The 9,360-nt window shown below is 45.7% G+C and carries 10 protein-coding genes and 1 pseudogene; 3 read left to right on the top strand and 8 right to left on the bottom strand.

Annotation, left to right across the window (positions count from 1 at the left end; translation table 11 throughout):
- Positions 1-203 (bottom strand): annotated as a pseudogene (locus WBA89_RS21855) (hypothetical protein); the annotation flags it as partial.
- Positions 204-367: 164 nt separating this feature from the next.
- Positions 368-1,312, bottom strand: coding sequence for an aldo/keto reductase (locus WBA89_RS21850; RefSeq protein ID WP_424409413.1), 945 nt, complete (start codon positions 1,310-1,312; stop codon positions 368-370).
- Between the two features lie 144 nt (positions 1,313-1,456).
- Here WBA89_RS21850 and WBA89_RS21845 point away from each other — a divergent pair, with 144 nt between their 5' ends.
- On the top strand, positions 1,457-2,890 hold the full coding sequence (locus WBA89_RS21845) for a BCD family MFS transporter (RefSeq protein ID WP_424409412.1): 1,434 nt from the start codon (positions 1,457-1,459) through the stop codon (positions 2,888-2,890).
- A gap of 105 nt (positions 2,891-2,995) precedes the next feature.
- Positions 2,996-3,829: an inositol monophosphatase family protein gene (locus WBA89_RS21840; protein ID WP_424409410.1), complete on the top strand. Its 834-nt coding sequence runs from the start codon at positions 2,996-2,998 to the stop codon at positions 3,827-3,829.
- A gap of 411 nt (positions 3,830-4,240) precedes the next feature.
- Here WBA89_RS21840 and WBA89_RS21835 read toward each other — a convergent pair whose 3' ends face one another.
- From WBA89_RS21835 to WBA89_RS21810, 6 genes are all read right to left on the bottom strand, one after another.
- Positions 4,241-4,810, bottom strand: coding sequence for a PIN domain-containing protein (locus WBA89_RS21835; protein ID WP_424409409.1), 570 nt, complete (start codon positions 4,808-4,810; stop codon positions 4,241-4,243).
- Positions 4,811-4,813: 3 nt separating this feature from the next.
- Complete coding sequence (locus tag WBA89_RS21830) at positions 4,814-5,284, bottom strand: excisionase family DNA-binding protein (protein WP_424409408.1); 471 nt, start codon at positions 5,282-5,284, stop codon at positions 4,814-4,816.
- Between the two features lie 149 nt (positions 5,285-5,433).
- Positions 5,434-6,015, bottom strand: a complete 582-nt coding sequence (locus WBA89_RS21825; protein ID WP_424409407.1) for an NADPH-dependent FMN reductase — start codon at positions 6,013-6,015, stop codon at positions 5,434-5,436.
- A 38-nt stretch (positions 6,016-6,053) separates the two neighbouring features.
- A complete protein-coding gene (locus WBA89_RS21820; protein WP_424409405.1) occupies positions 6,054-6,938 on the bottom strand; it encodes a ChaN family lipoprotein in 885 nt (294 codons plus the stop codon).
- Between the two features lie 615 nt (positions 6,939-7,553).
- On the bottom strand, positions 7,554-7,916 hold the full coding sequence (locus tag WBA89_RS21815; protein WP_424409404.1) for a cupin domain-containing protein: 363 nt from the start codon (positions 7,914-7,916) through the stop codon (positions 7,554-7,556).
- Positions 7,917-8,010: 94 nt separating this feature from the next.
- Positions 8,011-8,286 (bottom strand): hypothetical protein, encoded by a 276-nt coding sequence (locus WBA89_RS21810; RefSeq protein WP_424409411.1) that lies wholly within the window; start codon positions 8,284-8,286, stop codon positions 8,011-8,013.
- 316 nt (positions 8,287-8,602) lie between these two features.
- On the opposite strand from WBA89_RS21810, the gene WBA89_RS21805 reads away from it, so the two are divergent.
- Entirely contained in the window at positions 8,603-9,241 is a 639-nt protein-coding gene (locus WBA89_RS21805; RefSeq protein WP_424409403.1) for a peroxiredoxin, read from the top strand.
- The last annotated feature ends 119 nt before the right edge of the window (positions 9,242-9,360 follow it).

Here is a 9,360-nt window from a genome sequence, read left to right as displayed (position 1 = left end):
TAAACTGGTAAAATGGCAAATCCTGCTAGCAATGCGCCTTGCAGCAATACTAAATATTCGCCGCGGCTGTTGTTGCGCCAGCCTTCGCGCGTGAAACCCCAGTCAGTTAAAATTTTCATAGTTGAAGGAATTGGGAATTGGGAATTGGGAATTGGGAATTGGCCAAACAGGGAATTGGGAATTGGGCATTGGGCATCGGGCATTGGTAACTAATGACAACAGTCAACAGCCAACAGCCAACAGTCAGTAGGGGCGGTGCCAAGAGTGCCCGCCCTCAAGCGTCAACAGTCAACAGTCAACAGTCAACAGTCAACAATTAACAATTAACAGTCAACAATCAACAATTAACAATCAACAATTAACAAATTCATTCTAGCCAAGGACGTGTCATTAGTTCTAGTTGGTTGACTTCATCTTGGCTCAAAGTCCAACCTAATGCGCCAGCGTTTTCTTCGGCTTGTTTTGCGGTTTTAGCGCCGGGAATGGGGATGACTCCGTTTTGGGCTATTAACCAGTTTAGGGCAACTTGGGCGGGCGTGCGAGATCGCTTTTTGCCCATTTTCCGCAGGGTGGACATGACTAATTCGATTTTTTCGATGCCGTTTTTGCTGAAACGGGAGTCGAATTTACGGGCTCCTGCTGGTTGTTCTTGGGCGGTATATTTACCTGTCAGTAATCCTTGGGCTAAGGGGCTGTAGGCTAAAATTGTTACTCCCAATTCCGAGGCTGCACTCACGATTCTTTTTTTTTCTACTTGCCGCGATAGCAATGAGTAACGAACTTGATTTGTTGCTAGGGGAACGCCTCTGGCTGCTAATATTTTGTGGGCTTCGCGCATCTGTTCTTCTGAATAGTTGCTGACTCCTACTGCTTGGATTCTACCTTGTTTGACTTCATCTGCTAAGGCGTTCATCAGGGTTTCTTGACTTAGTAAAAAAGTGAAGGGCCAGTGCACTTGGTAGAGGGCTATTTGTTCTACTTGCAAGCGTTTTAAGCTGGCACTCAAAGCGTCAGAAACTGATTTTCCGGTAATTCGCCAAGGTACGGGGCCGAATTTGGTGGCTATTTGCACGGGTTGGCTGGTTTTTTTGATAAACTGCCCTAGCAATTCTTCTGATAAGCCGTTACCGTAGACTTCGGCTGTGTCGAAAAAGTTGACTCCTGCGTCTAGGGATGTTTTGAATGCTGCTTCTACTTCGGTGGCGCCGTAGTTGCTGCCGTAGTTCCAAAATAGTTTATCGCCCCACGCCCAAGTTCCGACGCACAGGGGAATGACGGCTGGGCCTTTTTGTCCTAGGGTAATGGTTGTCACGGTTGGTAAATCCACAGTTATTGATTCTCTTTATTTTTATATGAATTTATACGAATAATCGCATTTTAGCTTCGGGCTTTGGGAGGAAAGGCGGCTGTATCTCAGTTACTATAAATGAGTCATGCTGTATTTATTTTAATAGTTATGTCGATCGACCGTTTGCCAGATTCTAGATTAACAGATTCCGCGACTGCGGCCCCAAAGCGGGTTAATTTGCTGACTATGTTCCGGCTGGGTTTGTTTCAGATGGGGCTGGGCATGATGTCGATTTTGACGCTGGGGGTGCTCAATCGCGTGATGATTAAGGAGTTGGCGATTCCGGCTACTGTGGTGGCGGGTACTCTGGCGATGCACCAGTTTGTCGCCCCGGCTAGGGTGTGGTTCGGGCAAATGTCTGATGCTAAGCCTTTGTTCGGGCATCACCGCACGGGTTACGTGTGGCTGGGAGGGCTGTTGTTTGTAATTTCGGCTTTTTTGGCGGTGCAGGTGATGTGGCGCTTGGGCGCTAGTTTGGAGGCTGTGGGATGGACGACTCCGACTTACGGTTGGGTGGGTTTGTTGGGTTTGGTTTTTGCACTTTACGGTATCGCGATTTGTTCGAGTTCGACTCCTTTTGCTGCTTTGTTGGTGGATGTTTCCGATGAGGAAGACCGATCGAAGTTGGTGGGTGTTGTGTGGTCGATGCTGATGGTTGGTATTATTATCGGGGCGATTGTCAGCAGCGGTTTGCTGAAGCAGATTGACGGGGATGTGCCGCGGGAAGTGTTGCAGGCTTCGATTAACGGTTTGTTTGTGAAAGTACCGGCGGTGGTTTTGCTGTTGGTGGCGGTTGCAACTTTTGGGGTTGAGAAAAAGTATTCGCGTTACGGGGCGCGATCGATCGCACTTAATCGAGAAGATAAAATTACTTTGGGAAGTGCGCTGCGGATTTTGACTGCTAGCCGTCAAACCGGCTTGTTTTTTACTTTCCTGCTGGTAATGACGATTTGTTTGTTCATGCAGGATGCGGTTTTGGAACCCTACGGCGGGGAAATTTTTAAGATGCCGATTTCGGAAACTACGCGGTTGAATGCTATTTACGGTACTGGCGTGCTGTTTGGTTTGGGAACCACTGGTTTTTTTATTGTGCCGCGAATTGGCAAACAAAATACAATTAAATTGGGTTGTTTGTCGGTGGCTGCTTGTTTTTGTTTGATTATTTTATCGGGATTTACAGGTAATCCAATTGTGTTTAAGTCGGCTTTGATGTGCTTCGGATTAGCTTCAGGAATTACGACGACGGGCGCGTTGAGTTTGATGTTGGATTTGACTGCTGCGGAAACGGCTGGGACTTTCATTGGCGCTTGGGGTTTGTCGCAGGCGATGGCGCGGGGTGTGGCGACTGTTAGCGGCGGTGCTATTTTGGATTTTGGCAGGAGTTTGTTTGGGGTGCCGATGTTGGCTTACGGGTTAGTGTTTGCTGTGCCGGCGGTGGGTATGATTCTGGCTGTTTGGCTGTTGGGTAGGGTTGATGTTGGGGAGTTTCAGGATAATGCTAAAAGTGCGATCGCAACTATCCTTGAAAATGAATTAGACTAAGGTTTAGTCATTAGTCATTAGTCAGTAGTCATTAGTCAGTAGTCATTAGTCATTGGGAATGGTAATTCGATAATTCTCTCCCCCTCTCCCTTAATTGTTAGTGAAATGAAAGATTTTTGGAACTCTATTTTAACTTTTTCTCAAACTACTGTCAAGACAATCGGACAGCAGTTTTTGAAAGATTTCGGTTCTGCACAAGCGGATGAAAAGGATGATGGCACTCTGGTTACGCAATCTGACAATTGGGCGGATGCGACAATTAGAAGTGCGATCGCACTTGCGTTTCCCAGTCACGGGATCTTGAGCGAGGAAGGAGAACACGTTTTCCCTGATACTGAATGGTGTTGGGTTGTCGATCCTCTGGATGCTACCACTAATTTTGCTCGCGGAATTCCGATTTGGGGGATTTCTTTGGGTTTATTGTATCGCGGAACTCCGGTTTTTGGCTGTGTGCATTTGCCACTGCTGAATCAAACTTTTCACGGTTTTTATGCAGAGGATTTGGCGGCCGATAATGTATTGACAAATATGCCTCAAGGTGCATTTTTAAATGGTAAGCAGATTCGCCCGACTGCTGATAAAATGAGCGGAAATCATATTTTTAATTTGTGTTCGCGAAGTGTGGGTATCGGGCCTCATCTTCCGAGTAAAATTCGGATGTTGGGTATGGCTAGTTATAATTTTTTGACTGTGGCTTCTGGTGCGGCTATGGGAGGCGTGGAAGCGACTCCGAAAATTTGGGATATTGCCGGGAGTTGGGTAATTGTGAAGGCTGCGGGTGCGGTTTGGCTGCCGCTGGAATCCCAGGCGATTTTTCCGCTGGAAGTGGGGAAGAATTACGGGAGGGTTTCTTATCCGACTTTGGTGATGAATCGGCAGGAGTTGGTATCGGTGTTTTTGCCGTTTGTGGAGGCTTGGAAGAAAAAGAAAATGGGCTGATTGGCGCGTAGCGAAGCTATTTTGCAGGGCATCGCACAATTGTTATACCAATTTCAAAAAATAATGCAACAGTATTCTTGTCCCCCCCTTGCTAAGGGGGGGGCTAGGGGGGGTCGGAGAGTATTGCATGATTTTAGAGAAATGGTATTAAATAAAACTGCATGGCAGGTGTGACGGAGGAGTCTCCCACGCCTGCCGTGCGGTTTACAACAAGTATAACCGACCGATGACCGATGGTTAAATTATGCTTGCTCTTGTGCATTTCTGCCAATGTGCGATCGGGTGGTTTGTTCCTCCTCCGATCGGGTGACTTAATTTTAGCCGATCGGGTGATGGGGTGCGAGGAAGCTTGTGGTAGTTTCCACTCCAATAATAATTTTAAACTTATGTGCTTTGAAAAGGGCGATCGGGCTAATCGCGATCGCACAATTCTTTCATCCGACTTGCTGACAGCGGCAGTCCCAATGCTACCAGCGTTTCCAAATATTCGTCAGGCGTTTTTGGCGGATTCTTGAGCCTGATTCTTTGTTTCTCGGCTGCTTTGCATACACCTTCAAAGTTAAGGTTGAGAAGGCGCAGGAGAAACTTATCTGGGTGCAGCGGCTCAATGTTATATTGTCTGAGATTGTCAGCAGGAAAATCTCTGAGATTGAAAGTAACTATGAAATTGGCACCACAGCAAATTGCTGCTGCTAGAACGTGCCTATCGCCCGGATCGGGAAGTTCCAAATCTTGTATAATTGTCTCATAGCCTTGCACTAAACAATTTTTAATGCTGGCATTCATCATATTTTTGGTTCTGGTAAGTCGTTCTGATGTAAGATTTGGATTGTTCAGAAGCACGTTTCTTATCCATTCTTCGTGAATCTCTTCTGTCCACCTCGATTCAAATACCTCACCAACTGCTAGTTCCATCAGAAGATCGCGGAGTGCTGCTGAATATAAAACATTAGCATCGCAGACAGCTTTTACAATTTCCATGAGTTAGTCGTACAAACCAAGTGCTTCTGATTCTGCGACAAGTTCGTCAAGGATTTTACTTCTTTTGTCATAATCCTGCTTTTTATATTTCATGACATCTTCGTAACGTATCCGGCGACAGGTACTTACCATTTTGTAAGGAATTTCGCCAGTATCTAGTAACTTCCACACATACTCGCGGGACACATTCAGTAGGAACTCAACCTGCCAGATATCGAGTTCCGCAGTAATTGGAGTCAGTTTAACAGTATTGCCGCTGCTTGTCTGTTGCAAAATTGCTAACAGCAGTGGCAATGCTGCGGCAGGTATGTCAATTGTCTTTCCCTCTTTTTCGTTTAAGATTAATTTGAGGGATTCGCCAGACGGATGATTTTCTAAATGCGATTCTAAGGCGCGGCTGCTAATTTTGGCAACCCCTGCTTCTTCGGCTGTAGGTAAAGCAGGTGCTGATTTTGGATCTCCAGTGAATGTCATGTTAATTTGGGGGTGAGAATAACAGGCAATCAACTATGATGATAACAATTTTAGGAGGCGATCGCACTTGATGCAGCCAGCAAAATCACAGAGACTGAGATTGGGGACACAACATTGCTGTGTCCCTACTGTAAAATGAATTTATTGCCTCACGCAATTAATTTCGACAGCACATTAGACAGCTTAGCACCGAGATTCTCAACCGACTCCTGCTGTTTCGGATCTTTCATCGTACCGTCATCATTAAATACCTGAAATGCTGATGGAATTGCCTTCTGATCCGGGAGCACAAATACGTTAATATTCCCCAGGATCGATCGCAAATGAACCAATCCCCGCAAACCGCCAAGTCCGCCAGGGGAAGCACTCATAATCACCGCTACTTTGTCAGTAAATGCCACCAATCCCGGTTCGCCGGGAGCTGGGCGCGACACCCAATCGATCGCATTTTTCAACACAGGCGTAACCGAACTGTTATACTCAGGGGAAGCTATCAAAAACCCGTGATGCGCTATCATCAATTCCTTCAACTTCCGGGCATTTTCTGGCATTCCCTCTTTTGCTTCCAAATCTTCATCAAATATCGGCACCGGCAAATCTCGCAAATCTACATAGGTAACTTCTGCACCCGCCGCCCTAGCCCCAGCCGCAGCAACTTTTACCAGCAGTTTGTTGTAGGATGCTTCGCGGGTACTTCCGGCAAATGCCAGTATTTTTGGTCTGTTTGTCATTGATTTTTTCCCGATTATTGTTTGCGAGTATAATTGTACTATTCCGAGTGATTCCAAACAAAGTCAGCAATGGATTTTTCTGCCGACAAAGTAGGATTTTCAGTGGAATTGAATACAACGGATCGCGTTTTTACCTTCCCGACTCCCAAACGCCTCTCGACGCGGCTGGGAATGCCGTAACCGTAAATAATATGCCCTTTCCCCGCCAACACTACAACTTGATAGTCGGGGTTAGCTTTGACAAATTCAGCTATACTTTCGGCCATAGTTTCATCCCACAAAACTTGGGCTTGCAAAAATCTTTCAAAAGCTGTACTATTTCCCTGTCCCGCTTTTTGGTGCTGTTGGAAAACTTCTAGCAGCATTTGTCGGTATTCGGGGTTGTCGGTGCGAATTTCCGAAAGAGGCGGAATGTACTTTTTTTCCTCTGCTGTGAGGCTTTCTAAACCTTGAGACGCAACTTTTCTCGTGACTTCCGAGGGTGTATTTAAGGCGAGGACTGGTAGTTGCTTTAATGCGGCAAACCGCAAAATTGGGGCGTAATATTCCCAGGGAAATCGCCACCTGCGATCGTACTCTGTTTGCTCGACTAATTGCTCTTCTGTGATTTTACCAGCTAAGTAGTTGTCGATCGCACTTTGGAACGGACGCTGAAACATTTCAAGGGCGATCGCAATTTTACGATTTTGCCGCTGCATTTCTCGAATAATTTTCAGTTGAGCTTGGTGGTCTGCAGCGCTGTCGTGGGTTTCACCCAGATACACAATTTTCGCCTTCACCAACTGTTGCAGAATCTCTTGGTTAGTGTAAGTTTGCTGGGGTTGAGGCTTCACAGTCGGTTCTGCTGTCGCTATCACATTGCTACACAGCAGGAAAATGCTCAGCGATAAAACACACAGTTTGATGAGTTTGGTTGTTTTCATACAAATATTATGCCGTTTATCGCAGCACCAAGCACAGCCGAACTCTACTATTTTAGCTGAGCAGCTAGAAAGCTCTATGCTTCATTTAACTTCACAATTATCCGCAATTATCTACGCCCCTAGAGGGTTGTCTTCCCTCTTACTGATGACTGATGACGCTTGAGGGCGGGCACGCACCATCCACCGCCCCTACTGACTAATGACTAATGACTAATGACTGATGACTGATGACTAATGACTAATGACTAATGACTTCTTTTGTAAAGTTTAGTTGCAGGTACTTGCATTTCTAGAATAAGGTGGTAAATTAATAATATGAAGCAAACAAAAAGCTTCTCCGACAGATATTACAGATCCAAAATCAAAATATCACAGCGAAGTTCACAAGAGAATTTAAGGAGTAAAACGCTGTTAAATCTAACATCTGTCCCATTAAAATCCAATAGCAGCACCCACCAACAAAGCTGATACTTCCTCAACTAATTAGAAGGGAGCAATGCAAGTTAATCCGAGGATTATTGCAGCTCCGAATCAAAGTTGAAAAAGAGGAAATCACTCGGTACATATGGCTGGGTGCTGTTGTTGTTAAAGTTGTTAAAACAGAATTTTCGACACTTACTGAAAAATTGTCTCGTCTTCCTTTCGCCACGCAGGATCGACGATACAAATAAATATTAGCGGTTCTTGGCCGCAGTTGTAAATAAACTGCTTGGCGTTGGGCGGAATGTAAACCGCATCTCCGACTTGCACCAATTGAGTCTCATCATCGATGTGCATTTCCCCAACGCCGCTGAGGATGTAGTAAACTTCAGAAGTTGTCAGGGAGTGCAGCGCCGAAGTTTGTCCCGCTGGCAAAACGGCGCGGGCTAAACTGTAACGCAAATTCACAGCTTGTTTGTCTGGATGCAGCAATTCTCGCAGTTGAGTACCGTCGCCAGCAATAAACTCGTCGCAGTCATTGAGCTTTTGAATTAGCATTCTTTCCACACTCCTGAAAATCTCTCGAGCACAACTTAAGTTTAATTGAAAGAGCGAGGAATGTTAAGAAATGTTTAAAGCGACGATCGACTTTTTAACCGTAAATTCCCGAATGCGATCGATAATCAGGACAGTCGATCGCATCTTCAGATAAAGCTATGGTAGGCTGAACGGGACACTTGAGGTGGTAGTCACCAGTAAAAAATACGCAGTTAGCGCAAGGGATTTGGTGCATCCGCCCAGCTCGGCGCACAGAGTCGGCGACAGCGCGCCCGACACTCGAACACAGCAAAAAAACTAAAGCCCAAGCGGAGACAAAACACAGCGGGACTAAAACAGGCTGTATTGCCTTAAGCAAAAAGTAAAGCATAGCAACAAAATTTAGCAGTTGAAGGCGGGCTATAGACCAATACGGTTCACTTAACATATTTATGTCCCGGAGATCCCCCTAAATCCCCCTTAAGAAGGGGAGTAGGGGTTGACTTTGAGAGCATTCTTGTCCCACCCTTTTTAAGGGGGGTTAGGGGGGATCGTCTTAAGTAAACCGTATTGGGCTATAGACTAGAGTAATGGAATTGGCGGGCGATCGACCAAAAAGTTTAGAATCATTTACAGTGCGATCGATAAACCGGGCAATTATGGGATGATAGAGAACCGCCGTTAAATAAAATTAGAGGAAATCAGTTATGTCACTGCGATTAGGCGATACAGTTCCCAACTTTACCCAAGCCTCGTCTAAAGGGGAAATCAATTTCTACGACTGGGCCGGCGATAGTTGGGTGGTGTTGTTTTCACACCCGAAAGACTACACTCCAGTGTGCACCACCGAACTCGGTGCAGTCGCCCGTCTCAAGTCGGAATTTGACAAGCGCGCAGTCAAAACCATCGCCCTCAGCGTCGATGATGTGGATTCTCACATGGGCTGGATTAAAGATATTGAGGAAACTCAAAATGTCACCCTCAATTATCCGATTTTAGCAGATGGCGATCGTAAAGTTTCCGACATTTACGACATGATCCATCCCAACTCCCTCAACAACTTAACAATCCGCACCGTTTTTGTAATTGACCCAGAAAAGAAACTGCGTTTGAGCATTACCTATCCAGCGAGCACCGGTCGGAATTTTGGTGAAATTCTGCGAGTAATTGACTCCTTGCAACTTACGGACAAATACAGCGTTGCGACTCCAGTTGATTGGAAAGACGGCGACGACTGCGTAATTATACCTTCGATTACCGACCCGAAAGAGTTGGCAGAGAAATTTCCTAAAGGCTACACGCCAGTCAAACCTTATTTGCGGATGACTCCTCAACCGAATAAATAAGTTTGATTTACAAACAGGTTTGTAGTGAGGACTTTAGTCCTTCGTGATTTTTGAGGACTGAAGTCCTCACTGCGAACCAATAAATTTTGCAATCTTGTTCAGAACAATTTAGATTTGAG

The organism is Microcoleus sp., assembly GCF_049646505.1.
Taxonomy (GTDB): domain Bacteria; phylum Cyanobacteriota; class Cyanobacteriia; order Cyanobacteriales; family Microcoleaceae; genus Microcoleus.
Note: the sequence above shows the minus strand (reverse complement) of the source record. Positions and strands in the feature narration are given on the sequence as shown.